A 24,735-nucleotide genomic window follows, 5' to 3' on the forward strand; every position below is an offset into this window, starting at 1 on the left:
AGAATGTAACATGAGAAGCTTCTTTTTTATTCAAAGCTTTGAAATAAATAGGTCTTTTGGGTTCTCCTTTTTTGTTTTTATAGTTATCCTAGGCCTTTTTCTTTGTGGATGTGCCACTTTACCTAAAGACACTCGCGTAGCCAAGCCCATAGACCCTCCTCAAATTCAGCAGACCCTCAGTACTGAGTTCGATCATTCCTCAGAAAAGTTAATTCAGAAGTGGCCATCGAATAACTGGTGGGAAGCCTTTCACAACCCCGAAATGAATCGAATCATAACTGTAGCTCTTGGAAAAAACCCCGATTTGAAAGCCTCATTGGCAAGGATACATCAAGCATGGGCGGTTGCTGCGGGGGCTCGGAGTCGTTATCTCCCTTCCTTTTATTCTACTCAATTTCTTTTTCCCGTCCCCTTTGGAGTTATGCAACTTCCGGGTAGCAGTTTCTTTGGTCCTTTTGGGGATAATAGCTTTTTTTTCTGGAGTGTGATCCCGGCACTGGCAAACTATCATCTTGATCTTTGGGGTGAGGATAAAGCCCGGGTGAGGGCAGCCATTGGAATGGCTAGGGCTACTGAGGCCGAATTTGCTGTTGCTCGGCTTTTTCTGAGCACAACCCTAGCCAGCAGATATATAAGACTGGCTTCGGCCGAAGAAGAATTGGAATTAGCCAGAAGCGGTCAACAAATTATCAAGGAGTTGCTCCAACTCGTTCAGATGAGAAAAAAAAGCGGTATTGAAAACCTCCTTCCAGTTCATACCATCGAACAAAGACTGCAAACAATAACCCAGCAGGTCAATAGCCTCGAAAGAGAGACAAAAATTCTTCGGGACGAAATAGCCAGACTCGCAGGTCAAGGGCCCGATTGGGGTAAAACTATCCTGGCAAAAGAACCCCATTTCCCCAAGCGCTTTCCCTTACCCAAATCACTCCCTCTCGATCTGCTGGGTAGAAGGCCTGATGTAGCCGTAAGCAAATGGAGAGCTGAAGCTCTCGCTCACCAGGTTAAAGTGACAAAAACAGCATTCTATCCCAATCTTGACCTAGTGACTTTGGTGGGCTTCGAAACCCTAAATTTCGCAACATTGTTTCTCAACCCCGCTTTACCCCTTTTATATATTGCTGGGCCTGCATGGAATTTGCCGATTTTTACAGCAGGTCGGCTCAGTGCAGAACTTGTCGTGGCCCAAGAAGAATACAACATAGCCGTCGAAAATTACAACAGCACCCTTCTTTCAGCTTTCCAGCAAGTAGCCGATGCTCTTGCAGTTTGGAAAGAAACGGATAAAAACCTGGATTCCCAAGAACAATCAACAGCTGCAGCAAAATCCAATGTTGAGCTTTCAGCACGGCTTTTTTCAGCTGGAATAAATACGAAAACTGATCTGCTGGATTTGCAATATAGCCTCATTCAGTCTCAAATAACATTAAGTAATAGAACTGCTGAACATTTAGAAGCAGCAGTCGGTCTTTTCTTAGCTTTAGGAGGTGGATATGACTCCATTGAATGAATCCGAAAAGAAAAGGGATAATAGCCGGAGTCAATGGGAAAAATGGTGGCGTATTTTAAATAGATCTATTGTTGCTTCAACTCCACCTAAATATCGCAGAAAAGTTATTCGCAACAGACGATTAGTGCTTGTGACTTTGGGTATACTGTTTTTTGGACTTCTTTACTTTATTCTCTGGTTTTTTGTCTTCAGCCGTTACATTGTCACCAACGACGCATACGTTATAGGCAACCTTGTACCCTTGAAATCTCAAGTTAGCGGTGTAGTCACTGAAGTTCTTTATGAAAACACCCAGCTCGTTCACCAGGGCGATGTTCTGATCAGACTGGATAGACTGGACTCCCGAGTCGCCTTGGAAAGAGCAGAAGCCAATTTAGGAGAAACGGTAAGAAGAGTTGAAGATCTTTTTTACCAAGTTCAAGTCAGCCGAAATCGGCTTCTTGCAGAAATCGCAAGGTTAGACCGGCTCAAGCATGATTTAGCCCGCTACAAAAGTGTTGTATCTTATGGAGCAGTTTCCGAGCAGCTGGTCGATGATACCGAGCAGCAAGTTAAGGAACTTGAGGCTCAAGTCAAACAAGACCAAGCTTCCCTTTATGACGCTGAATCTCAAATATTCAATACCAAGGTTGAAGATCATCCCCTTGTCAAACAGGCCGCAAGCGAATTGAAGAATGCTTACCTAGATTACGTCAGAAGAGAAGTTTATGCCCCCGTAACGGGTTATATCGCCAACCGTAAAGTTCAACCTGGAGACGAAGTCCACCCAGACACTTATTTGCTTTCCATTGTTCCTCTCGATTACCTCTGGGTCGAAGCAAACTATAGAGAAAGGGAAATGAAAAAAATCCGCCCAGGACAACCTGTGACAATAACCGTGGATTATTATGGAAGAAGGCTTGTATACCATGGTCAAGTAGAAGGGCTTCATCCGGGAACAGGTAGCGCCTTTGCACTGCTTCCGCCTGAAAATGCCACAGGCAATTATATCCACATTGTGGAAAGAGTCCCTGTAAGAATACGGCTTTCAGCCGATGAGTTAAAGAAACATCCCCTCAGGCCAGGCCTCTCGGTTATCGCCATAACTCATGTCTCCAAAAAAGGGGAGCATATTTTAAGTTCTTTGGTAAAGTTTCCTAAAGAAAAATATGAAGCTCATGTTTATGAAAGAGAACTCGACGGCGCTGACCAGCTGATTCAAAAAGTAATCGAATCAAACCTTTACAAAAACAGGCTGCCACAACCTTCACCAATGGAAAAAAATGAAAACCAGAAATAATTAATGTTTTTAATAATTTATTTGACTGTAATTCTCATTTTTGTCAAAAAAGGGTATTCTTACGATAGGTCTTTTTAAATGAATAACAAGAAGTCGGTTTTGAATTTAACGCTTTTCTTTTTAATTATCTTTTTTTTGTTAAATGTTCAACTTGATGCTACAGATCCCCTTACAGCCGATAATAGTGTAGCTGTGGAAGATCCTAATCCCAAAGCTAAAGAGCAGCTTTCAAAATCTTTAAATAATAACATTAATACCCAAGATTTTCATTACCATAGCGGGGTTTATGCAGCCCTCTATGGTGGAGGTGGATATCTCGATTCAGACCGGTGGAATTATACCGACTCCCGGGGTAATATTGGCATGGGCAATTATGGCGGTTCATGGGGAGGAATAGGAGGACTAAAAGCGGGTTATCAATTCAAGGGGTGGAAAATCGGTCATACCCCATATAGAATTACTGAAGCAGTTGAATTTGATGGGTTTTATGCGGGTTATTCCAACCCGATGAACGGATTTATTGGCACTTTTACTGGCCCCGTTTTCAATGGGAAAAGTGTAAGCCCCGATATGCAACTCAATGTAGGGATCATGACGATCAACGATATAACCAAGCTTATTACCCCTTATCGTTTCGCCCCTTACATTGGATTTGGAGTGGGAGGTGGCATCGTCACGGCTTCTAATATTACAGGACTAGCTCCTGCTGGGGGATTTGACACCACCCATTCGAGTACAACCGGAGCCTTCGTTCTTGCAGAAATCATGGGAGCTGAGTATTACATTACTGATCATTTAAGTGTTTTTATTGAAGGAAAGTTCATCTATTTCGATAGTTCCGTTTCAATCTTTAGGAACTTGGCTCATTTTAATGTGATGACCAATTCTGGAGCAACAGCTGCGGTTTCTTTAAGCAACTTTTTCCAATACATTGGAGTTGCGGGTGTCAAGTATGTCTTCTGGTAAGAATAAAGTTATTGAGCAGCAGCCGGCTGCGATATTTTTTCTATATACTCCAACCAGTGAAGAACAGGGACTGGAGAAAGCTGTTGCAACTGCAACCGACACCCTACGTTTGATGTAAGGATAACGGCCGGTTTCCCGCCGAGGATATTTTTCATTTTCAATTCAAGAATTCTCTGGGAGAGTTCTTTTTGCATGACCGCATACATTCCTGCTGCACCACAGCACATATGGCTATCTGGAATAGAGGTAAGTTTGATATCGAGTCTGCTTAAAAAAGCTTCTACCCTCCCTTTTTCTTTCAGTCCATGTTGTGCTGTACAGGGACTGTGATAAGCTACAGGCTCAAGTCTTGGAGCATTTAAAAGGGAATGGATATCTTCTTTTTCTAAAATCTCAACAGGATCGAAAGTCATACGCGCTATTTGCAAAGCCTTATGGTTATATTGCTTGTCATCTTTAAGTATATCTCCATACTCCTTGATCATTTGACAACAGGCTGATGAACAAACAATAATGCCTCCCATACCCTTTTTAAGATGTGTAATCCACACATCGATATTTTTTTTCATTTGAGAAAGCGCTTTTTTCCTATTGGGTAAATGATAAGCTAGGGCTCCACAACAACCTTCCTCGGCTATGTCTATAAGCTCGATACCAAGTCTCCTAAAAAGACGGCGAGCAGAGTTTAATACCGAAGGATAAATTATTGGTTCAACACATCCTTTAAACAAGATCATTTGTCTTGGATTGCCTCCCCAATCTTTCCTTTCCCAATCCCTTCTAAGGATTGTATCTTCTTTTGAAATTTGGGGCAGCTTTCGGCGTAAAATATCGGGTAAAAGAGCTCTTATGGAACTTCCGAACTTAAAAAGATAATAAAATTTCTTTCTATCCGTAATAAAATGAAGAAAAAAGTTCAAAAGTAGCCTTTCTAAAAAGGACCGCTGGACAGACTGTTCAATAATCTCCTTGCCTATAATCGCCAGTTTTCCAAACTGTACAGAGGATGGACAGCTCGTTTCACAACCTTGACATAAAAGGCATCGATCGAGATGTAGCTTGACTTTTTCTGCTGAGGTTTTGTCTTCCAAAAGGGATTTTATTAAATAAATCCTACCTCGAGGCCCATCCAGTTCGTCTCCCAAAAGCTGGTAGGTAGGGCAGCTCGCATTACAATAACCACAATGAACGCAAGCCCTGATCAGTTCTCTGGCTTTAATAGCCAAAGACTCTTTTTTAAACTTCAAACCCAATTGCGTATCCATAAAAAAGCTATCGCTTTCAATAATTAAAACTCTTTGTAAATCCTTTTAGGATTAAAAAGCCCGAAAGGATCAAAAGCTTCTTTAAGTCTCTTCTGCAAGTTCATGAGCGCTGGTGGCAAAACTGAAGCCAATGTTTCGTCTCGATCATGAAGCCAACCATACCCACCCGCTTGAGTTGCCCAAGAAAATAGGTCCTCATCGGCCTTTGCGTTTTTTCCCTTCCACCATCGTTGCGATCCTCCCCAATCATAAAACCATTCTCCATCCCAAGGAGGAATAGGTGTGGATTGAGGAAGAACAAATCTCCATATCCGATCTGAGTCGATAAAGAAAGAATGAGTTCTTTCCTTTACCGAAAACCAAAATTGATCATGATTATCTAAAATTTCACCTCCAATGACTTTCAGTGCACTTTTAACCGATTTTTCATAGCCTGAAAATCGGATAAAGATTTTACCCCTATGAAAGCACCCTGCAGAAAGGGGAAAACACCGAGTCGAAAGGGTAGAAATAAAATCTAAGGCCTCTTCGTCATTTTTTTCCAGAACAACTGTCATCGAACATTCTGGCAAAGGAACTACCTTAAAGGTCGCTTCAAGAATAATTCCTAGTGTTCCTTGAGCTCCAGCCATGAGCCTGAAAAGATCAAAACCCGCAACATTTTTAATAACCTTACTCCCAAAACTGAGCAATTCTCCTAATCCATTGATAATTTTAACTTTCAGAAGATAATCTTTGAGTGCTCCCCTATAAGGTCTAGAGGGACCAGAAAGTCCGCAAGCAACGCTACCTCCAACTGTTGCTTGCATTCCAAAATGAGGGGGTTCAAAGGGAAGATATTGTCCATGTTGTTTCAAAATCTCTTCTAGGTAGGATAGAGAAGTTCCATTTTTAACAGTTATAAAAAGTTCATCGGGTTCGTACTCAACAACTCCTTTGTTAAAAGACACATCGAGGGGCTCAGCTTCCACTTTTCTACCCAATCTTTCTTTTGTAGATCCACCCACAATTTTGATTTTCTTTTTTAAGCTGATTAACTCCCGGGTTTTCTCAATGATCTGTATGGTGTTTACATCCAAGCCCGTGATTGGAGAACTCACCTTATTCATGGGATTAAAATCTCTCTAACCCACCCCACAAATCATTATCCTTATGAAGATGCATTTTGCCAAACTCTGCACACCGATGAAGTGTAGGGATGGTTTTGGCCGGATTCAGTAAGGAATAAGGATCAAAAGCCTTTTTGACTCTTCGAAATTGTTCAATCTCTTCAGAAGAAAACTGGATACACATTGAGTTGAGTTTTTCCAGGCCCACCCCATGTTCGCCCGTTATCACTCCTCCCACTTGGACACAGAGCTCAAGAATCTTTTCTCCCATCTTCTCCACTTTTTCAAACTCCCCAGGAACGCTTTGATCATAGAGAATAAGAGGATGGAGATTACCGTCACCCGCATGAAACACATTTCCTACCTTAAGATTATAATGGGCTGAGAGCTCATCGATCTTTTTGAGTAAATAAGCCAGTTTTTTCCTCGGGATCGTACCATCCATACAGTAATAATCAGGAGAAATCCGACCCATTGCAGGAAAAGCCGATTTTCTGCATTTCCAAAGGAGCATTCTCTCTGAGTCATCCTTCGAGACAACAATTTCCTTTGCTCCCGCTTTCAACATGATTTCCTTAACCCGTATGCTTTGTTCTTCGACTTCCTCCTGCATTCCATCAACTTCACAGAACAGAATAGCTTGAGCGCTATTCAAAAGAGCCCTTGGCATATCTGCTTGAACGGCATCAAGGACAAGCTTATCCATCATTTCAAGTCCCGAAGGAATAATTCCAAATGAAAGAATAAGACTTACCGCTTGACTAGCCTTAGCGAGGTCATCAAAACAACCCACCACAAGCTGAGCACATTCTGGCTTAGGTAAAAGACGTAAAGTGGCTTCCACAATAATTCCCAGCAATCCTTCCGAGCCAACAATCAATGGCAATAGATCATAGCCAGGACTCTCTGCTCCTTTTCCACCCAGAGTTAATATGTCCCCTTCCAGAGTAATCAATTTTAGGCCCAACACATTATTTACCGTTAACCCATACTTTAAGCAATGGATTCCCCCAGCATTTTCAGCGATATTTCCACCAATCGTGCAGGCAATTTGAGAAGAAGGATCAGGAGAAAAATAAAGACCGTAAGGTGCCGCTTCCTGACTAACACGAATATTCGTCACACCTGGTTCCACCCTTGCCGTTCGATTCTTGGGGTCTATCTCCAATACCCGGTTAAACCGAGCTAGACTAAGGACTACAGCTCCTTCAATGGGAGTCGCTCCTCCCGATAGCCCTGTACCAGCCCCTCTTGGAACAATGGGCACTTTATAACGCTTGCAAACAGCTAATATGGACAGAATTTCTTCAACCGACCGGGGAAGTAAAACAGCAAGAGGGGTAGCTCTAAAAGCGGTGAGCCCATCACACTCATAAGCGGTAAGCCGTTCAGGATCATAAATAACATTTCCTGCCGGCAGGATAGACAAAAGGGACTGTAAAAACGGAGAAAACTCTTCTCTTTTTCTTATTCTTTTATTCTGTTTATCCATGATTAAAATGAACGATAAAACTCTGATAATTCATGAATAATAGTTATTGCTATAAGATAAACTCAAGAGTATCCCATAAGCAACAAAGCTGGCAATTAAAATTGATCACACAAGCAAATTAAAAAATGATCAATCAATTGATTAAGACTTTGAGGAAGGTTATAAAACTGTCTATCTCTTTTTGAGAACCCTTGTTTTTTCGTTATCTTTAAAACAGGTATGATTGATAAATTTCTTTCTGGATAAAAAGGTAAAACTAGGCTTTTAAAAATGGTCATGAATTTCTTAACTCAATTATTTTTTCTTCGTATTTCTTCTGAAGAAGCCTTATATAGCAGAAGTACATTTCAAGGGGTTGTTTGTATATTATTGTTGTTATTGGGTAGTGCTGTTTCTTCATATTATGCGGTTCAAATTCTCAGGTTAAGAAGATTGCAGACTAAGCCTGATGCCCTCTCTCTCATTTTATTTGCTATTTTTGCCCTCTTCGGTTTTTTTGGAATGCTTTTTTGGAAACCTCTCCCTGAAGATTACCGGTGGATAGCCATTTTGGCTGGAATCTCAATAATACTCCTCCTTATCAAAAGATTTGCCCCAAGAACTATACATCCTCAAATCCTGCCTCCTGTGCTCATTCCTTCTGCTATCGTTACTCTCCATTATCTCATTCATGAAAAAATCGAATTTTTGATTGTTTTCTTTGTTACCCTGTTCACTTTAGGGGTAATAAAAGAACTCAAAAACTAAATATCCTTCTTTGCTCTTAATCGCGGTAACAACTCGTTGATTATGGCTGATAATCTCAAACGGGCAAGCGGATCAGAATAAGTGCAAGCGGTCGATATCCTTCTATCTTTTTTAGCCCTGAAGCTGTTCATAAGCAATGAGGGAAAGAAAATCTATAAAATCTTTTGTCAAAACCACTTCTTCAAGGATTTTATCCGCTTTATCTAAATAAGGAAGATGGCTAAGCAGTTCTTTTTCTTCTGTCTTCCAAGCAAGAAAAATTTCTTTATCTAAAGGAATCTCTGAATCCATTAAGGCACCAAGATGAATCCATTGCCAAAGCTGGCTGCGGGCAATTTCAGCTGAAGAGATGTCTTCTTTTATCTTGAAACTTTCAATAGTCCCTTTAGCTGAAAACCACGAAGAAAGATAACGCAAAACCAAGTTTATGTTGTTCCTTATCCCCGACTCTGTGATTTCTCCTCCAATCTTAAAATTGAGTAGATCTCCAACATTATCTCTCGGTATCTCAGCATTCCTTTCTTCTATAGTTAGAGCTTCCGATTTTGTCTTTTCATCAAATCCATGATTAACCCCAGGGAGCAGCTGAGGATGGGCAATCACATAAGCATCAATGCCTAAAGCTTTCATTTTTTCTTTTTCTTCCCTAAGTTTGCTGAAAATTTCTGCGTTATCTTCTTCGGGACTTGTTACATACGGAGTTAAGGCAAAGAGAGCGGAAGCTCCTCTTTTATGACAGGTCCTGGCCAAAAGCTCTGTGCAGGTTTTCAAAAAAGAAGCCTCTAGGGTTATTTCAGATCGATCAGGAAAAATTGCTTCTCGCCAATTCCTCAATTTTTTTATCACGCTAAAGATGTAATCCCTGGGCTCCATGAGCAATCCAACAGCATGGTTTTTCAAACTGTAGAGGATTTCCTCCATTTCAAAAGCTGCTGTCAGCGTTTCTATAAGGATTGTAGCTCTGATCGTTCCAGGAGCCAAAGACAATGCGTTTTCGGTAAAAGCAAAAAGGGATGACCAAAACTCAGCTTCGTAGTGATTTTCTATTTTAGGAACATAAAAAAAAACCCCGCCTTGTCTTTCCGCAAGGAGCCTAGCGTTATGAAAACAAAATAGACCGAAGTCAAAAAAACTTGCACAAATTGGTTCACCCTCTACATGCACATGTTTTTCTAGAAGATGAATCCCCCTTGGCCTAACATGAAGAACGGGCAGTTTCTCTAAGTTGCCAACTTTTTCTGCACTTTGCCTTAAGGCAAGGTACATGCTCGATTGGCCCTCGATGACGTTTCTCCAAGTTGGAGAAAGGGTATCTTCGAAATCAACAACAATTCCTGAAGCTCCGGCCCAAAAACCAAGTTCGAGTTGTAGGTTATCTGCAGCCGTTATGATTTCAACTTTCCGATCAGTTAAAACTTGAGGAGGGGATAATACTTCCCATTTCTCTTCTCGGAGAGATTGGCTGTCTGGAAGAAATCCTAAAGAAATTCCTCTATCCAAGGATTGTTGTGTTTTTTTTCTTCTTTCTAAAAGGTCCACTAAAAGTCCATTAAACCGCCTATGAAGAGAACCAATAAAATGCAAGGCTTCATAACTTAGAATCTTTTCCCAATCTTTGTTGTAGGAACCAATAATCGTTATTCCAGAAGGCGTTGCATAAATACTCATAGATGATCTTTTGTTTGTTTTCTTCCAACAATTGTATCATAAACCAACTCAAAGTAGCTTGCACCTACTTCATGTTGATGATTAAAAGCGCTAAAACCTTGTGCAACCGCTTCCCGCTCATTTTCCTGAAATTCAGAATAGCCAATCAAGCCTTGTTCCTTGCATTCCTTGGCCAACTTGAATGTTCCATAACTGAGGGCATGGAAACCGGCCAAACTTATAACCTGCAGCTTGTAACCCCACGAAGAAAGAAGGTTTTGAAAATTATGCAGTTGATCCTCCTGCACCAATTTTTTCCAATAAAAAGAAGACGAACAATTATAAGCAAGGATTTTTCCAGGAAACGATTTGTGGATTTCTTGGGCAAACTGCCTTGCTTTTAAAAGATCGGGCTGCGAGCTTTCATACCAAAGCACATCGGCATAAGGAGCATAAGCCAATGCACGATTTATGGCTAGATCTATTCCTCCCTTGATTTCAAACAAGCCGTCATCTGTCCTGCCTACTATGAATTTTCTATCCCTCTGGTCTTCATCTGAAGAAATGAAAGATGCCCCATCGGCATCTGTTCTTGCTATAATAACAGTGTTTACTGCCGATATATCCGAAGCTAGCCTAGCCGCTTTAAGTTTCCTTATCGCTTCGCTGGTAGAAACCAGAACTTTTCGTCCCATATGTCCGCACTTTTTTGCTGAAGGAAGTTGATCTTCGAAGTGGATTGCAGAAACCCCAGCTTCAATGAGCCATTTTGTGAGTTCAAAGACATTAAGAACACCTCCAAAGCCCGCTTCTCCATCAACAATAATAGGGACAAAGTAATGGATATCTTTTTTAGATTCCGCAAAATCAATAGCGTCAGCTCTTCTTAATGAAGCATTTATCCTTTTGACAAGCAAAGGCAGAGAGTTGTAGGGATAAAGAGAAAAATCCGGATACATTTCACAAGCCTCGTTAGCATCAGCAGCTATTTGCCAACCCGAACAATAAATCGCTTTAAGACCAGCCCTAACCATTTGAACAGCTTGCATCCCCGTTAAAGCTCCAAGAGCAAAAACAGGTTCTTCTTGATGAAGAAGACTCCACAATAAAATCGAGCCTTGTCTTGCAAGAGTATATTCGATTTGCATTGAGCCCGATAGCCTCACCACGTCTTCTGCGGAGTATTCCCTGCTGATCCCTTTCCATCTTTCTGAATGAGCCCACTCCTCGGCCAATTTCTTTGCTTTATCCAACATATTTTAACCCTATGAAGATCAGTCGATAACAATTAATTTAATATCGCCCTCTTTATTAAGAAGTCTAACCCCAACGTTATGAGGATACCGGGTCAGCTCGATATCGATTTTCCAATCCCTACCTTTTAAATCCTGGATGACCACTTTATCCAGAAAATCGGGCAACCTGGGCTCATCAAATACAATTTCATTCTTGGTTCCATCGATCTTTAAGCCCAACGCGGATTGCAGAAGCAGAAAGATAGCCCCGCTTGACCAGGCATGAGGAGAGCAGGCAACAGGATAAAGAGTCGGTCCTTCATCCCCTCTCCGGGCTATTCCTCCAAAAAGTTCAGGTAAACGTTGAAGATCGAAAAAAAGGGAAGCTTCAAAAAGCCCCTTGAAGAGTTTCATCCCCATTTCTTTCATTCCATAGGACATAAGACCAGCAGCGATAAAAGCGGTATCAAAAGGCCATACTGAACCATTGTGATAGGAAATGGGATTATACCGAGCTTCACCTTCAGCGATTGTCCTTATACCCCAGCCAGTAAAAAATTTATCGCTCATGAGAAGATTACCGATCTTCTCAGCCCTTTGCGGACTAGCAATTCCGGTGTAAAGGCATAGGCCAGCATTCGAAGCAAGAACTTGACATTTTTCTTTTCTTCCATCCAAAGCCAATGCATAAGAAGAGAGCTCATCAACCCAAAATTCTTTTTCAAATTTTTCTTTTAATATTTCCGCTTCCTTGACCAGCCTGTCATGAAGGGAGAAAAGACCAAGAACTGCCGCAAGATCGGCAACATGCTTTTTTGCAGCATAGACAAATCCCTGGACTTCGCAAAGAGCGATTGGCCCGATGGGGAACGATCCATCTTTATGGAAAACCGAATCAAAAGAATCTTTCCAGCCTTGATTGGTTAATCCTCTTGAACTTTTTTTTCTGTATTCGACAAAACCATCCCCATCAACGTCTCCATACCGATCTATCCAAAGCAGGGCAAGCTCGATATTAGGCCAGATTTCTTCTATAAATTTTTTATCTACCGTCCGCTTGTAATATTCAGCAGCAAGAATGAGGAAAAGGCAGGTTGCATCGATACTGCCATAATATTTTCGAAACGGAATTTCTCCTAGGTTCGCCATTTCTCCTTCTCGAGTTTCATGAAGAATCTTTCCCGGTTCTGCATCCGCTTCTATAGAGAACTCCTTGGCTTGAGTCGCTGCAAGAAACGATAACACTCCTTTAGCAAGTTCAGGAGAAAGCCATAAACATTCTAAGGTAGTGATAATACCGTCCCGACCAAAAGGGGTGCAAAACCAAGGTACACCCGCATAAGGAAAAGGCCCAAAGGGGGTCTCAGAGACGAGCATCAAAAGATCGGATTTTGACCGATTAACCCAACTATTAAATTGGCTGTTAGAGGTCCAGACTCTACTCCATCTTTTTTCTGATTGCTGATAATCTTGAGTAGATTTCAAGGAAGCTTCTTCATAACTCATAAGAGAGGGGAATATTCTTTTTTCATCGCTTTGGTGACATTCTATGGACAACCGAATGATCTTTTCTTTCCGGGGAATAAGATCAAGACTAAGGGAAGCTGATGTGGAACCCATAGTTAAAGGTTGAGGATCGAAAAAAAGACGAGTTTGTCTTAGAATGCCATCTAATCCAAGGTATTTAAAAACAACGGCATCCTTTTCAACAACGGGATCCATCAAGTTTCCCCTTCTTTTTCTCTTGCATCCTCTCACCTCAAAGAGATCGACAAAATCGGCATTGAATTTAAAGAGAAGGATAACTTGGGCAGGGCTTTCTCCATAATTGCAAACTGAGATCTCCTCATAAACACAGGCTTCCCAGATAAATTTCGTTCGAGTTATCAGCAAGGTTTGCTGTCGGATAATCTTACCTTCTTTTTCTATTTCCGGATTGGATAAGTCGATGGTAAAAAGTCCATTATCTTCTCGAATCGTCGAACTTAAAAAGAGTGGAAAACTTTTTTCAATAAACAGTACACTTTCGTTAAGATGCCTCGTTCCCCGGTAATAAATGCCTTGGTCACCTAACCCTAAAGGTTGGATATCACCCCGGCGGTCAAAAACTCCAAATGTCTCATTATGTTTCAAAACCCGGGTCCGGTCATCAGCAAAAGGCGAACAAACCCGAACATAATAAGTATCCCCAATTTGTATAAAATCTTTTCCTTCAGCCAAGCCTAGCACCTTATCCATAAAGTAATTTGGTATATATCGATAAGTAAGATTGTGCCATTTTTCTGGCTGTAAAGTGATTTAACACATGATCTCTGCATTCTTTTCGATTAATTTGATCAATTTCCTTTATTTTTTTTATTCCATCCCTGATCGAATCGATAATGTAACCTGTTTTCCCATCAATGACAATTTCAGGCACTGATCCTTTTCTCCAACCAATGATGGGTGTACCACATGCCATGGCTTCAATCATCACTAGTCCAAAAGGTTCGGGCCAGTTAACAGGAAAAAGAAGCGCATAAGCCTCTCCCAAAAACCTGTTTTTTTCTTCTTCCCCAATTTCCCCTATGAATTCAACAGGAGCTTTTTTAAAAAGAGGTAAAATGACTTCCTGGAAATATTCCTTGTCTACTTCATCGACTTTCGCCGCAATTTTAAGGTCCATACCTGACTGTCTTGCAATTTCAATCGCTCTATCCACTCCCTTTTCAGGCGATATTCTTCCCACAAAAGCCAGGTAGTTTCCTTTAGCAGGATAAAAACGGTAAAGATCTTCAGGTATGCCATGGTAAACCGTGCCTACCCAATTAACCCATGGCAAGTATGAACGCTGGGATTGGGAAATCGAAACCACCGGAATCTGATCGAATACTTTATAGAGAACAGCAAGGTCAGGAAGATCGAGTCTTCCATGAAGTGTGGTTAGATGTTTTCTTTTAATTCGATTTGAAAAAGGAAAATGGAAAAAATCGATGTGATAATGAATAATATCGAAATCTTCACTACAACGAAAGAGTTTTTCAAGCATTATGACGTGATAAACCAAAGGATCTTTTTTCTGTTTTTGTAGCCGTAACGATTCCTCTATCGGAGCTATCAATCGAGCTTTAGTCAAGGAATCTCCACTTGCAAAAAGAGTGACTTCATGGCCTTGAGCGATTAATTCTTCTGTAAGATAGTGAATAACTCGTTCTGTACCTCCATAGAGCTTCGGAGGCACCCTTTCATACAAGGGCGAAACCTGGGCAATTTTCAAATAAATGCCTCCTTTTTCAAATTTCCTTAATTAAATTCAAAAAAGAAGCAGATTAAAAACTGACCAGATTTTCAGAGAGCAATAATTATTATAAAACAATTGAATAGGCTTTCAAATCCCCTTTTCTTCTTATACAAAATTAACCCATGACCATTGAAGGATTACTAAAACAGATCGGGTTAAGAAATTTCAATCAGCTTTATTGGGACCTTACCCCAGCCGCTTTATATGAAGAAGCAATAAGAAGACATGAAGCTCTTTTATCCTACTCGGGATCACTTGTTTTCCATACCGGCCAATACAAGGGAAGATCACCCGAAGACAAGTTCATCGTTAAAGATAAAATGACGGAAAACCTGGTCGATTGGGGTAAAATCAATAAACCTTTTGATCCTCTTGCTTTCAGGCATCTCAAAGATAAATTGCTATTCTATCTACAGAACCGGGATCTTTTTCTGCAGAGGTGTCATGTCTGTGCAGATCCTCAACATCGACTGAACCTATGGATCATAACGGAACAGCCCGTTTACTCTCTTTTTGCAAGAACGTTATTCAGGGTAGAAAAGGGGGAAAAAAGAGAGCCTTTGTTAGCTGATTTTATCCTTATTCATGCTCCTGGTTTTAGAGCAGATCCCGAAATCGATCAAACGCATTCGGGGGCTTTCATCATCCTTAATTTCAGTGAAAAATTAATACTTATCGGAGGCACGGGTTATGCCGGAGAAATCAAGAAATCCGTTTTTACCTTGCTGAACTTCCTCCTTCCTCAAAAGGGCGTTTTTCCCATGCATTGCTCGGCAAACCTGGGAAAAAGCGATGACGATTCGGCTATTTTCTTTGGTCTTTCGGGAACAGGCAAAACTACCCTTTCCATTGACCCAACCCGCAGGCTCATCGGTGACGATGAACATGGCTGGGATGACAAAGGAATCTTTAATTTTGAAGGAGGATGTTATGCTAAAATTATTGGAATTAGTAAAGAAGGAGAACCCGAAATTTATAAAAGTGCTTTACGTTTTGGAAGCTTGTTAGAAAATGTCATTATCGATCCTCAAACAAGAGAGATTAATTTTTTTGACGATTCTCTGACTGAAAACACCCGTGCCGCCTTTCCTATAGACTACATTCCTAATGCCAGTCTAACGCAAACAGGAGGGCATCCTAAAAATATCGTTATGCTTTGTTGTGATGCTTTTGGACTTCTTCCTGCAGTAGCCAAACTCTCGACCGAACAGGCTATTTCCTATTTTCTCCTTGGTTATACCTCGAAAATTGCGGGTACCGAAGCAGGGATAAAAGAACCCCAAGCTGTTTTTAGTCCCTGTTTTGGCTCTCCCTTTCTACCCCTTTCACCCAAGGTTTACGCCCAAATGTTCAAAGAAAAAATCGAAAGCCATAAACCCACGGTTTGGCTTGTAAACACAGGATGGGTTGGTGGTGAATATGGCATTGGCAAAAGAATAGCTCTTTCGATTACTCGTCGGCTTGTCCAATCCATACTTAATGGGGAGTTAGCTAAAAGTGAATTTGTCCAAGAAAAGCATTTTAATCTTTTTATTCCTCAAAGTTTCAAGGACATTCCCCATGAAATTCTTTATCCAAGCAAATCCTGGAAAGACGAAAGAAAATACACCACAAAAGCCAAGGAACTTAAAGAACTTTTTAACCATTATGCACAAACATTAACTTAGAGCTAAAAGAAGCCTTATTTTACTGATTATTCTTTGAGTTTGCTGATCGCGTTTAAAAACTGCGAGCTAATCTATCTCTTTTTTAGCCTTTTTCTTTAAAGCTTCACTACCAAGAAGAATGACTTCGATTTCTTCAGTGATCTCCTCTTGTCTAAGCCTATTGGCTTTTTTATTCAGTTCTCCAACCTGCTTCTCAAGTTGATCTAAAGCAGACTGCATGTGTTGCATTCGAATTTTACTCTCAGCAAGCAAAGAAGAATAAAAGGCGAAGAAAAAACCAGCCATGAGGAAATTATCTAGGAGATCCTCAAAAAATTCCCTAGCATTAACTTGAAGTAAAGGAACAGGAGGTGCTTTTTTCTTAGCAGCCAGAATTTTCTCTTCCGATACAGGAATAGGCAGAAGTGTTTTCTTCTCAATTTCAAAACTATCAGCCATATGGAAAAAAACGGAGATCGATGTGGGATGCTCATTCTCTATCAGGCAATTTCTAACCGTATCTAAAAAATCGATAATAAAGGGATAAATTTCTTCAGCCACGCTCGGTCCTGAAACCGCTTTTATGATTTTCTTAAGGCTAGTTGCCCTGCTCTCAAGCTTACTGCCGACCAGGATCAGTCCATAGCTATTAGACAATGTCGAAGATTTTTCCAGTTCCTCCCAAAACCCCACTAACGAGGAATTAAAATCACCGCAAAATCCACGTTCCGACCCGATCAAAATATAAAGAGGTCGTTCTAGCTGCGTTCGAGGCAAAAGATCCGGAAAAGCTGGAAAAAAATCATTGGCTATGTTTTGTAAGGTATCAATGGCCACCTTTTGACTTTCAAAATATCTACTAATTTTCCTTTGCTCGACCAGAGCCATGTTTTTCATGGCCTTCATGATCTCACCAATTTCTAAAAGAGCCTCTCGATACTTGATCAGATCTCTTCGTTTACTCATGCGACTTTTGGTAGTTTTTTCGCTACATTTGCACTGATAGAGCTAAAAGCTTCCTTGATCTCTTTTAGCCAACTTTCCCTTGGATCATCCAAGCTTAAAGAACTCGATTCAATCTTTTTCAAAAGTTCTCCCTGTACTTCTCTTACACAATCCAGCGGAATCACATCAAAAAGACCTTCATTGAAAGCAATCAGCCAACAGAATTGTTGCTTGGGTGAAATCGGTGACAATCTCTCTTGTTTAAGCAGCTCTCTTAAAAGTCTTCCTCGTGCAATCTTTTTTTCTAAAGACGCTTCAAGTTTTGTTCCAAAGCGGGTAAAAACTTCCAGCTCTAGAAACTGCAGGTAATCTAATTTCATTCTTCCCGCCTCTTTTCTTAAGTGCGGATGTTGTGCAGCACCCCCAATCCTTGAAACCGAACGTGTCACATCGATTGCAGGGAGAAAACCACTGGAGAAAAGAAACTGTTCAAAATAAATCTGTCCATCGGTTATCGATATCAGATTTGTAGGGATATAAGAGGAAAGTTCCCCCTGTTGGGTCTCAACAATAGGCAGTGCTGTCATGCTACCTCCCCCTTTAGAAGCTGAAAGATGAGTTGATCTTTCAAGAAGCCTTGAATGAAGATAAAAAACATCCCCGGGATAAGCTTCTCTACCGGGAGGTCGACGCAAGAGTAGAGAGAGCTCTCTGTAAGTTTGTGCATGTAAACTTAAATCATCGTAAACAACCAGTGTATCCCTACCTCCTTCCATCCATTCCTCAGCAATGGTACAGGCCGCAAAAGGGGCGATGTATTGAAGACCGGGTAAGGAGGTTGCTTCCGCTACCACGATCGTGGTATAATCCAGGGCATTACCGGCTCTTAAAGTATCGATCACATGAACTACAGTTGACCTTTTTTGGCCTATTAAACAATAGATACAGAGTACATTTTTATCTTTTTGATTGATGATCGTATCCAGGGCAAAAGTGGTTTTTCCAAGTCCATTATCACCGATTAACAGCTCTCTCTGTCCTTTTCCAATAGGAATCATCGCATCGACTATTTTATTGCCTGTATAAAAGGGCTCATTGACAAATTCTCGATCGATAATTGCTGGGGCTTTAACCTCTAAGTTCCGTTGCCTGGACGACGCAATAGGTCCTTTCCCATCCAGAGGATTACCCAAAGGATCGATGACCCTGCCCAAAAGCTCATCTCCAACCGGGACACTTAACCGTCGACCTGTTCGATGCACAAGAGTTCCCGACATGATCTTTTCGGTTTGAATGAGCATTATGGCCCCAACGAGTTTTTCACTTAGGTTATATACAAGGGCCACACTACCCTCTTCACATTCTAAAAGATCATCAAGAGCTGCCAAGGACAACCCGTCTATCCAGGCTGTTCCATCTCCTATGGCAACTACCCTGCCAAATTCTTCTACCTTGGGATCAAACCGGTATTGATCAACCCAATGAGCTACTTTTTCGATTGGAGTCATAAGCTTACCTTTATTTTATCGTTTTCAGCTTCTGTAAAAAATTCCAATTCGTCCTCGATGCTTGCCCGAACAATCCAGCTTCCAATGATAATCCTTATTCCTGCCAAGAGTTTTGGATCCTGGTCAAAGTCAAGGGGAAGATCTTTTTCGACAATTTGGCTTATTGTCTCTTTGAGTCCTCTTTTAACTTCTTCTCCAATAGGAAAAACACTTTTAACAACACCCTTATCTACACTTTCCCTTTCCATAGAACGACGAATCAACTCGAGGGTTTCGGCAGGTAAAGAGCGAAGCTTTTTAAGACACAAAGCAATAAGTTTGCTTTCAACTTCTTCAGAAGCAAGATTTGAAAAAAACCGAGCAACAAACCGGGCTCCTAGTTGCAGAGCCTTTGCTTGCGTTTCAATCTCCAAGTCCCGCTTTCTTTTTTCCTCTAATACCTTGTTCCTTTCCTTTTCTAGCTCTAAGGCCTTCTGGTTTTCAGCGATAAGCTTTTCCCTCTGGACTCTCAACTCCTCCTCGAGCTCTTCCCTAGCCCTCTTTTTTTCTTCTTCCCAAACCTTTAGCCTATTCTCATAATCGCTCCTTAACTTTACTGCCTCTTCCTTCAACTTTTCTGCTTCTTTCCACATTGCCTGGACAGTTTCTTTCCTTTGCCTGATCAAGTTGAGAACAGGCTTATAGAGAAACCTTTTGAGAAGCCAGACGAAAACCAAAAAGTTAACAATCTGTAGAATGAAAGTCGTTTTGTTCCAGTTCATACCTTAAATCAGTTCTTTTTCTACTTGGTAAGATATTCGAGCATAGGACTTCGAAAAAGAACGATTAAAACGATAACAAGGACGTATATAGCAAGCGATTCTATCATGGCAAGACCGATAAGTAACCAGCGCGTGATCGATTTCTCCAGTTCGGGTTGCCTGGCTAAAGCTTCCAAAGCCTTGGCTATAGCTATGCCCATGCCAATACCCGGACCGACGACCCCCAAACCTATTGCTAAAACCGCCATGGCTGTAACTAAAGTTGAAAATAAACCGATATTACTCATATTTCCTCCTTTTAAGATTTAACTTTTATTTTTCTTGGACTAAGGCTTCCATTCCACTGGCTATGTATATTAATGCCAGAATACCAAAGATATAGGCTTGAAGAATGGCTTCAATCAAGTGAAGCAATAAAAAAGCCACAGGTGTAAGGAATCCAGCCAGAAGTAAAAGAACACCTATCCCGATTTCCATGCTCGACATGTTGCCATAAAGTCGGACAGCCAATGTTACTGTTCGAGTTATTTCTCCAATAACGTGAAAGGGGAAAAACCAAAAAAAAGGAACGAAATATTCTTTGAGATAAGCAAGAATACCTTCTGCACGAATCCCATAATAAGGAACTGAAAAAAAGACAATCAGGGCTAAAGCTGAAGTAATGGAAAGATCCGCTGTGGGAGAATGGAGACCGGGAATAAGACCAATCAGGTTACATAAAAGAATATAAATCCAAAGTGTTCCAATTAAAGGAAGGACTACTTGGGGATCTTTAGGTATCACCTCGGTTACCGATTTTTCAATGAACGAAACCAGATCTTCAACAATCAACTGGAAATAACCGGGTGATTCGAGCTTAAAAGATCGTACACAAAACACCGATAAAACAACTACAATAGCCATTATACATAAAGAGGTGATCGTCGACTCAGTCAAAAATTGCTCGGCCATAAAGCTACTATCTCTTAAATCTTGTTGCGAATAAAAATATATATGTTTATAGCCCCTAATATCACCCCTAGAATAATTAAGGAAATCGTCCAATGGATGGCATAACCAGGAAGTTTTTCATCAAGCCATTTTCCAAGATAAGCCGCTATGATCACGGGAATAATGAACAAAACTCCCAATGTACCTAAAAAGACAGTCTGCGATAAAAGGGTGGGCTTAAATTGCCTAGCTTTTTCTGTTTTCTCCACATCCTTTTGTACTTCTTCAACCAGTTTTTTTCTATCCCGTTCCATAAATAGGTATTACGATTTGGGAATCTTTTTTTGGATTTCCCACATTCTTTTTAGCATTTCCTTTTCAAGATTTTTTGCCCTCTCTTTCATCTCTTTCCGTTGCTCCTCTTCTTTTTTTAGTTCCTGTTCAAGGTTGACCGATATTCTTTTCATATCCTTATCAACAAAAAAATGGGGAGTAACAATCCAGAGAACGTTTTTTTTAAAATAAAGAATCCCCCCAGCCAAAGCTAAGTAGTTGGGATCAGGATCATTAAGGACATAAAACCAGTACAAACCTAGAAGAAGAGAAGTCATAAACGATTCATGCTTTGCCATAATCCCAAACTGACCGCTATGATCTGATCCATGAAAAAGAGTAACGTCTTTGCGGCTTAACTGCTTTGTTGCATCGATTAAATTTAATTCAAAAGTAGCCATCGACTTAAAACGACCTATTTTTTGCCAAACTCCTTTTTAAGGGAACCTTTCATGTAGCACTGATCTTCAGAGAGATGATCGTAGTCTCCGTTGAGTAAAGCCTCGCAATCATCAAGGGTATCGGCAAGTGGAACACTTACCCCAGCAATGCCCGTATGACTTGCCGTGGTAAAAAAGGGTTGGGTTAAATACCTCTGGATTTTCCTTGCTCTCAGGACGATCTGTTTGTCTTCTTTAGACAATTCCTCCATCCCCAAAAGGTTGATGATATCTTCCAACTCCTTGTACCGGGAAAGATACTTTCGTACCTCTGAGGCGATCGCGTAATGCCTTTGGCCAAGAAACTCTTTATCCATGATCCGACTTGTCGAAACCAAGGGATCGATGGCGGGATAAAAACCCTTTGCAGCTTGTGACCGGGAAAGAATAACCACCGTATCCAAATGCGACAATATCGCCATAACCGCCGGATCAGTCATATCATCGGCGGGTACATAAACCGCTTGGACCGCTGTTATGTTGCCCGATTTTGTGGATACTATCCGGTCCTGCAGTTCAGCTACCTCGGTAAGCAAAGTCGGTTGGTAACCCACCATGGCGGGCATCCTTCCTAAAAGACCAGAAACCTCACTGCCTGCCTGCACAAAACGAAAAAGATTATCCATCAAAAAAAGAATTTCGGTTTGTAAGCTATCTCTAAAATACTCCGCATAACTCAAGGCGGTCAACCCAATCCGAAACCTTACCCCTGGAGATTCGTCCATCTGACCGAAAGCCATGAGAGTTTGAGGCATAACCCCCGCTTTTTGCATCTCCTTCCACAGCTCATGACCCTCCCTAATCCGTTCTCCCACCCCGGCAAAAACCGAAACACCATGATGAATTAAACTCACCGCCTTCATAAATTCCATCATCAGAACCGTCTTGCCTACCCCCGCCCCACCAAAAAGACCTGTCTTACCCCCTTTGACAAAAGGACAAAGCAGATCGATCACTTTTATGCCAATTTCAAGGATCGACTTTGGCCCCAGAGTAATATCCAAAGGAGGGGGATCTGAAAAAATATTCCTGTATGCTTCGGGTTCAACAGGTTCTAAGCCGTCCAGGGGTTGACCAAAGATGTTGACAAGCCTCCCAAGATATTTTTTGGATACAGGAATTGAAACCGCACAGCCCGTATCATATACATCCATCCCCCTGTATAACCCAGCCGTTGAATGAAGAGCAATTGCCCTCAGATGATGTTCATCAATGTGCTGGTGGACTTCAAAAACATAACTCTCGTGATCCAAGTAGGTCTTTAAACAACGATGTATGGGAGGCAAAACAAGGCATTCAATATCAACGACTGGACCGTGGACCTCAACGATCCGACCTATAATTTTTTCAGATAAAGCCACTCCTTTAGGGCTCAATTCCTTTTTAGGTTGAGAATTTTCCGATTGTTGATGAGAAACCATAGGTTCTGAATTCATGGAAAAGAGTTTGTCGTTAAATAAAACACGCTGTAAAAATATAGGGTTCGTTTTAAATTACTCAAAAGAACCAACTTCTCCATAGATAACATGAATCCAGATAAAAGTCTTCTTTTGACCGATCTCTACGAGCTGACCATGATGCAAGGGTATCATTATCATAAGATGGAAGGTATTGCTACCTTTGAGTTGTTCGTGAGAAAATTGCCTATAAACAGAAATTTTCTTCTCTTTGCCGGGCTAGAACAACTGCTTTGTTTTGTCGAAAATGCCCATTTTGACGAAGAAGAAATTGATTGGCTCGCCCAGCAAGGATTAAAGAAAGATTTTTTAGAGTATCTCAGAACATTTCGTTTCCAGGGAGATATCTATGCCATGGCTGAAGGAACCATCTTTTTTCCTTTCGAACCTATTTTAAGGGTTACCGCTCCAATCGCCCAAGCTCAGATCCTCGAATCCCGACTCATGAATATTATCCACTATCAAACCCTAATCGCTTCAAAAGCGATCCGATTTTCTCTTGTTGCTCCGAAGAAAAATCTCGTTGAATTTGGATTAAGACGAGCTCATGGTGCTGAGGCCTCCCTTTTTGCCGCCAGGGCTAGTTTCATTGCAGGCTTTAGTGGGACTTCAAACGTTCTTGCCGGCAAAATGTATTCCATCCCGATCTCTGGCACTATGGCCCATTCCTTTATCCAGGCTCATGATGTTGAAGAGATGGCCTTTTACAACTACGCGGTCGCCAATCCCCGCAACGTTACCTTTCTTATCGATACCTATGATACGGAAAGAGCTGCTCGTTACATCGTAAAGCTTGCTCCAAAGTTAAAAGAAAATGGCATTACCATTGAAGCTGTCCGTTTAGATAGTGGAGATCTTGATTTTCTTTCTAGGAGTGTTCGATCGATCCTCGATTCCGGTGGATTAAAGAATACAAAAATTTTTGTTAGCGGTAGCCTTGATGAATATAAACTAGAAAAACTCGTCAGTTCAGCTGCTCCCATTGATGGTTTTGGGATTGGAACTTCCCTGGATACCTCAAGTGACAGTCCTTATATGGACTGCGTCTACAAGCTCCAGGAATACGAAGGCAAACCCAGGAGGAAAAGATCTACAGGTAAAGCGACCTGGCCGGGAACAAAACAGGTATTCAGGTTTTTCAACGAGAACGGAACATTTGAAAAAGATCTGGTTTGTTTAGCTGAAGAAGAATATCCTGCCTATCCCCTTTTGCAACCTGTAATGCGCAAAGGCAAAAGAATCTATCCCAACGAAACTCTTATTGAAATTCAAAAAAGAACTATGAGTAACTTGGAAAAATTGCCTTCTAGACTTAAAACCCTGCAGTCAGCCCAACCTCCTTACCCGGTGGAGTTTTCACCACCACTGATCAACTTGAGAGACAAGCTTGAAAGAGAAGAACTTCAAATGTGATTTAAATGAAATGTTTTTTTCATTCAGGTTGCAATCTGGTGTGGCTTGAATTTCTTTATAAGAAGATGACAGAGCTTAACTTTGAAAGGGTAAAACTAACCGCTCCAGCTGGAGCAGATAAGGTTCTCCTACATTCCTGTTGTGCTCCCTGTTCAGCTGAAATCATGGAAGCCATTATAGCCTCAGGCATCCAACTCACTGTTTTTTTCTATAATCCCAACATCCATCCTCGTGTTGAATACGAAATCCGCAAGAAAGAAAACATCCGATTTGCTGAGAAAAAAGGGATCGCTTTTGTCGACGCTGACTATGACACGGACAGCTGGTTTAATAGGGTCAAGGGACTTGAATGGGAACCAGAAAGGGGCAAGCGTTGCACGGTTTGTTTTGACATGCGAATGGAAAGGACCGCTCTTTATGCCTACGAAAACGGATTTAAAGTTTTCTGTACAAGCCTTGGAATCTCAAGATGGAAAGATTTTGACCAGGTCACTGCAGCCGGAATTCGAGCGGCTTCTCGCTATGGTCTTGAATATTGGACATATAACTGGAGAAAAAAGGGGGGTTCTGAGCGGATGATCTTGATCTCTAAAGCGGAAAATTTCTACCAACAACTTTATTGTGGTTGTATCTATTCTTTGAGAGATACCAATAAATGGAGAGTTTCTAGAGGAAAACCTAAAATCACCCTGGGAAGTACTTTTTATGGTTTAGAAGAATCAAATTCTTCTGAGCAGAGGCAGCCTTCTATCTCCCCTTGAATTTTTTCTTT

Annotated in this window: 22 protein-coding genes; 7 read left to right on the forward strand and 15 right to left on the reverse strand. The window is 41.1% G+C overall.

Annotation, left to right across the window (positions count from 1 at the left end; all coding sequences use genetic code 11):
• The first annotated feature begins 10 nt into the window (after positions 1 to 10).
• From IT6_RS02100 to IT6_RS02110, 3 genes are all read left to right on the forward strand, one after another.
• Entirely contained in the window at positions 11 to 1,510 is a 1,500-nt protein-coding gene (locus IT6_RS02100; protein WP_242524294.1) for an efflux transporter outer membrane subunit, read from the forward strand.
• Positions 1,494 to 2,789, forward strand: coding sequence for an efflux RND transporter periplasmic adaptor subunit (locus IT6_RS02105; protein ID WP_206827257.1), 1,296 nt, complete (start codon positions 1,494 to 1,496; stop codon positions 2,787 to 2,789). The genes IT6_RS02100 and IT6_RS02105 overlap by 17 nt, the downstream gene beginning before the upstream one ends.
• 78 nt (positions 2,790 to 2,867) lie before the next feature.
• Positions 2,868 to 3,755: a hypothetical protein gene (locus IT6_RS02110; RefSeq protein ID WP_206827259.1), complete on the forward strand. Its 888-nt coding sequence runs from the start codon at positions 2,868 to 2,870 to the stop codon at positions 3,753 to 3,755.
• 8 nt (positions 3,756 to 3,763) lie between these two features.
• On the opposite strand, the gene glcF is transcribed toward IT6_RS02110, so the two are convergent.
• Genes glcF through IT6_RS02125 form a run of 3 tightly spaced genes read right to left on the reverse strand, consistent with a single transcriptional unit; the run spans position 3,764 to position 7,621 of the window.
• Positions 3,764 to 5,020, reverse strand: coding sequence for a glycolate oxidase subunit GlcF (gene glcF, locus IT6_RS02115; protein ID WP_206827267.1), 1,257 nt, complete (start codon positions 5,018 to 5,020; stop codon positions 3,764 to 3,766).
• A gap of 23 nt (positions 5,021 to 5,043) precedes the next feature.
• Entirely contained in the window at positions 5,044 to 6,129 is a 1,086-nt protein-coding gene (glcE, locus tag IT6_RS02120; protein ID WP_206827269.1) for a glycolate oxidase subunit GlcE, read from the reverse strand.
• A gap of 4 nt (positions 6,130 to 6,133) precedes the next feature.
• Positions 6,134 to 7,621: an FAD-linked oxidase C-terminal domain-containing protein gene (locus tag IT6_RS02125; RefSeq protein ID WP_206827271.1), complete on the reverse strand. Its 1,488-nt coding sequence runs from the start codon at positions 7,619 to 7,621 to the stop codon at positions 6,134 to 6,136.
• A 276-nt stretch (positions 7,622 to 7,897) separates the two neighbouring features.
• Between IT6_RS02125 and IT6_RS02130 the strand changes: the two genes are divergently transcribed.
• Positions 7,898 to 8,368, forward strand: coding sequence for a hypothetical protein (locus IT6_RS02130; protein WP_206827274.1), 471 nt, complete (start codon positions 7,898 to 7,900; stop codon positions 8,366 to 8,368).
• Positions 8,369 to 8,479: 111 nt separating this feature from the next.
• On the opposite strand, the gene IT6_RS02135 is transcribed toward IT6_RS02130, so the two are convergent.
• Genes IT6_RS02135 through IT6_RS02150 form a run of 4 tightly spaced genes read right to left on the reverse strand, consistent with a single transcriptional unit; the run spans position 8,480 to position 14,506 of the window.
• On the reverse strand, positions 8,480 to 10,036 hold the full coding sequence (locus IT6_RS02135; protein WP_206827276.1) for an aldolase/citrate lyase/malate synthase family protein: 1,557 nt from the start codon (positions 10,034 to 10,036) through the stop codon (positions 8,480 to 8,482).
• On the reverse strand, positions 10,033 to 11,271 hold the full coding sequence (gene aceA, locus IT6_RS02140) for an isocitrate lyase (RefSeq protein ID WP_206827278.1): 1,239 nt from the start codon (positions 11,269 to 11,271) through the stop codon (positions 10,033 to 10,035). The genes IT6_RS02135 and aceA overlap by 4 nt, the downstream gene beginning before the upstream one ends.
• Positions 11,272 to 11,289: 18 nt before the next feature.
• Positions 11,290 to 13,488, reverse strand: coding sequence for an amylo-alpha-1,6-glucosidase (locus tag IT6_RS02145; protein WP_206827280.1), 2,199 nt, complete (start codon positions 13,486 to 13,488; stop codon positions 11,290 to 11,292).
• Entirely contained in the window at positions 13,481 to 14,506 is a 1,026-nt protein-coding gene (locus tag IT6_RS02150) for a glycosyltransferase family 4 protein (protein ID WP_206827283.1), read from the reverse strand. Before IT6_RS02150 ends, IT6_RS02145 begins: the two co-directional genes overlap by 8 nt.
• 146 nt (positions 14,507 to 14,652) lie before the next feature.
• Here IT6_RS02150 and pckA point away from each other — a divergent pair, with 146 nt between their 5' ends.
• Positions 14,653 to 16,197, forward strand: a complete 1,545-nt coding sequence (gene pckA / locus IT6_RS02155) for a phosphoenolpyruvate carboxykinase (ATP) (protein WP_206827285.1) — start codon at positions 14,653 to 14,655, stop codon at positions 16,195 to 16,197.
• Positions 16,198 to 16,263: 66 nt separating this feature from the next.
• On the opposite strand, the gene IT6_RS02160 is transcribed toward pckA, so the two are convergent.
• From IT6_RS02160 to atpD, 8 genes are read right to left on the reverse strand one after another with little or no spacing between them, the layout of a single operon-like run.
• Positions 16,264 to 17,142, reverse strand: coding sequence for a F0F1 ATP synthase subunit gamma (locus IT6_RS02160; protein WP_206827287.1), 879 nt, complete (start codon positions 17,140 to 17,142; stop codon positions 16,264 to 16,266).
• Positions 17,139 to 18,629 carry a F0F1 ATP synthase subunit alpha gene (locus tag IT6_RS02165; protein WP_206827289.1) on the reverse strand — a complete coding sequence of 497 codons (1,491 nt, stop codon included), beginning with the start codon at positions 18,627 to 18,629 and terminating at the stop codon, positions 17,139 to 17,141. Before IT6_RS02165 ends, IT6_RS02160 begins: the two co-directional genes overlap by 4 nt.
• Entirely contained in the window at positions 18,626 to 19,390 is a 765-nt protein-coding gene (locus IT6_RS02170) for a F0F1 ATP synthase subunit delta (protein ID WP_206827291.1), read from the reverse strand. Before IT6_RS02170 ends, IT6_RS02165 begins: the two co-directional genes overlap by 4 nt.
• A 20-nt stretch (positions 19,391 to 19,410) precedes the next feature.
• On the reverse strand, positions 19,411 to 19,677 hold the full coding sequence (gene atpE, locus IT6_RS02175; RefSeq protein ID WP_206827293.1) for an ATP synthase F0 subunit C: 267 nt from the start codon (positions 19,675 to 19,677) through the stop codon (positions 19,411 to 19,413).
• A 25-nt stretch (positions 19,678 to 19,702) separates the two neighbouring features.
• Positions 19,703 to 20,341, reverse strand: coding sequence for a F0F1 ATP synthase subunit A (locus tag IT6_RS02180; protein ID WP_206827295.1), 639 nt, complete (start codon positions 20,339 to 20,341; stop codon positions 19,703 to 19,705).
• Between the two features lie 14 nt (positions 20,342 to 20,355).
• Positions 20,356 to 20,634: an AtpZ/AtpI family protein gene (locus IT6_RS02185; RefSeq protein ID WP_206827297.1), complete on the reverse strand. Its 279-nt coding sequence runs from the start codon at positions 20,632 to 20,634 to the stop codon at positions 20,356 to 20,358.
• Positions 20,635 to 20,643: 9 nt separating this feature from the next.
• Positions 20,644 to 21,054, reverse strand: a complete 411-nt coding sequence (locus IT6_RS02190; RefSeq protein WP_206827300.1) for a hypothetical protein — start codon at positions 21,052 to 21,054, stop codon at positions 20,644 to 20,646.
• 14 nt (positions 21,055 to 21,068) lie between these two features.
• On the reverse strand, positions 21,069 to 22,529 hold the full coding sequence (gene atpD, locus IT6_RS02195) for a F0F1 ATP synthase subunit beta (protein WP_242524295.1): 1,461 nt from the start codon (positions 22,527 to 22,529) through the stop codon (positions 21,069 to 21,071).
• A 90-nt stretch (positions 22,530 to 22,619) separates the two neighbouring features.
• On the opposite strand from atpD, the gene IT6_RS02200 reads away from it, so the two are divergent.
• Together IT6_RS02200 and IT6_RS02205 are read left to right on the forward strand one after the other, a co-directional pair.
• Positions 22,620 to 23,963: a nicotinate phosphoribosyltransferase gene (locus tag IT6_RS02200; protein ID WP_206827302.1), complete on the forward strand. Its 1,344-nt coding sequence runs from the start codon at positions 22,620 to 22,622 to the stop codon at positions 23,961 to 23,963.
• 65 nt (positions 23,964 to 24,028) lie between these two features.
• Positions 24,029 to 24,724 carry an epoxyqueuosine reductase QueH gene (locus IT6_RS02205; RefSeq protein ID WP_206827304.1) on the forward strand — a complete coding sequence of 232 codons (696 nt, stop codon included), beginning with the start codon at positions 24,029 to 24,031 and terminating at the stop codon, positions 24,722 to 24,724.
• Positions 24,725 to 24,735 lie beyond the last annotated feature (11 nt).

Origin of the sequence: Methylacidiphilum caldifontis (assembly GCF_017310505.1) — a bacterium.
In the GTDB taxonomy this organism is placed as follows: domain Bacteria; phylum Verrucomicrobiota; class Verrucomicrobiia; order Methylacidiphilales; family Methylacidiphilaceae; genus Methylacidiphilum; species Methylacidiphilum caldifontis.

Excerpts from the sequence above, each read along its gene's own strand:
- IT6_RS02100 (WP_242524294.1), top strand. The coding sequence starts at position 11 with ATGAGAAGCTTCTTTTTTATTCAAAGCTTTGAAATAAATAGGTCTTTT.
- IT6_RS02105 (WP_206827257.1), top strand. The coding sequence starts at position 1,494 with ATGACTCCATTGAATGAATCCGAAAAGAAAAGGGATAATAGCCGGAGT.
- IT6_RS02110 (WP_206827259.1), top strand. The coding sequence starts at position 2,868 with ATGAATAACAAGAAGTCGGTTTTGAATTTAACGCTTTTCTTTTTAATT.
- glcF (WP_206827267.1), bottom strand. The coding sequence starts at position 5,020 with ATGGATACGCAATTGGGTTTGAAGTTTAAAAAAGAGTCTTTGGCTATT.
- glcE (WP_206827269.1), bottom strand. The coding sequence starts at position 6,129 with ATGAATAAGGTGAGTTCTCCAATCACGGGCTTGGATGTAAACACCATA.
- IT6_RS02125 (WP_206827271.1), bottom strand. The coding sequence starts at position 7,621 with ATGGATAAACAGAATAAAAGAATAAGAAAAAGAGAAGAGTTTTCTCCG.
- IT6_RS02130 (WP_206827274.1), top strand. The coding sequence starts at position 7,898 with ATGAATTTCTTAACTCAATTATTTTTTCTTCGTATTTCTTCTGAAGAA.
- IT6_RS02135 (WP_206827276.1), bottom strand. The coding sequence starts at position 10,036 with ATGAGTATTTATGCAACGCCTTCTGGAATAACGATTATTGGTTCCTAC.
- aceA (WP_206827278.1), bottom strand. The coding sequence starts at position 11,271 with ATGTTGGATAAAGCAAAGAAATTGGCCGAGGAGTGGGCTCATTCAGAA.
- IT6_RS02145 (WP_206827280.1), bottom strand. The coding sequence starts at position 13,488 with ATGGATAAGGTGCTAGGCTTGGCTGAAGGAAAAGATTTTATACAAATT.
- pckA (WP_206827285.1), top strand. The coding sequence starts at position 14,653 with ATGACCATTGAAGGATTACTAAAACAGATCGGGTTAAGAAATTTCAAT.
- IT6_RS02160 (WP_206827287.1), bottom strand. The coding sequence starts at position 17,142 with ATGAGTAAACGAAGAGATCTGATCAAGTATCGAGAGGCTCTTTTAGAA.
- IT6_RS02165 (WP_206827289.1), bottom strand. The coding sequence starts at position 18,629 with ATGACTCCAATCGAAAAAGTAGCTCATTGGGTTGATCAATACCGGTTT.
- IT6_RS02170 (WP_206827291.1), bottom strand. The coding sequence starts at position 19,390 with ATGAACTGGAACAAAACGACTTTCATTCTACAGATTGTTAACTTTTTG.
- atpE (WP_206827293.1), bottom strand. The coding sequence starts at position 19,677 with ATGAGTAATATCGGTTTATTTTCAACTTTAGTTACAGCCATGGCGGTT.
- IT6_RS02180 (WP_206827295.1), bottom strand. The coding sequence starts at position 20,341 with ATGGCCGAGCAATTTTTGACTGAGTCGACGATCACCTCTTTATGTATA.
- IT6_RS02185 (WP_206827297.1), bottom strand. The coding sequence starts at position 20,634 with ATGGAACGGGATAGAAAAAAACTGGTTGAAGAAGTACAAAAGGATGTG.
- IT6_RS02190 (WP_206827300.1), bottom strand. The coding sequence starts at position 21,054 with ATGGCTACTTTTGAATTAAATTTAATCGATGCAACAAAGCAGTTAAGC.
- atpD (WP_242524295.1), bottom strand. The coding sequence starts at position 22,529 with ATGAATTCAGAACCTATGGTTTCTCATCAACAATCGGAAAATTCTCAA.
- IT6_RS02200 (WP_206827302.1), top strand. The coding sequence starts at position 22,620 with ATGAATCCAGATAAAAGTCTTCTTTTGACCGATCTCTACGAGCTGACC.
- IT6_RS02205 (WP_206827304.1), top strand. The coding sequence starts at position 24,029 with ATGACAGAGCTTAACTTTGAAAGGGTAAAACTAACCGCTCCAGCTGGA.